Below are 236 nucleotides of genomic sequence, written 5' to 3' on the forward strand. Positions count from 1 at the left end.
GGTGCATCACGGGTATATCTGGAAGGGTGAGAACCCGTGCATCACCGGCATGAAGCAGCGCCGCCTGAAAACCCTGCTCAAACACGACATCAGCTTGCTGGCCTACCATCTGCCGCTGGACCTGCACCCGGATGTGGGCAACAACGTGCAGCTTGCCCGCCAGTTGGACATTACTGTTGAAGGCCCGCTGGACCCGAGCAACCCCAAGGTCGTCGGCCTGGTCGGTTCCCTCGTCG

1 protein-coding gene is annotated in these 236 nt (G+C 61.4%); it reads left to right on the forward strand.

Annotation, left to right across the window (positions count from 1 at the left end):
* Window positions 1–236, forward strand: a 236-nt coding sequence (locus tag SB756_RS35340) for a Nif3-like dinuclear metal center hexameric protein (RefSeq protein ID WP_410913917.1), incomplete at both ends; no start/stop codon positions are given.

This window comes from Pseudomonas sp. SIMBA_068, from assembly GCF_046534705.1.
In the GTDB taxonomy this organism is placed as follows: Bacteria; Pseudomonadota; Gammaproteobacteria; order Pseudomonadales; family Pseudomonadaceae; genus Aquipseudomonas; species Aquipseudomonas putida.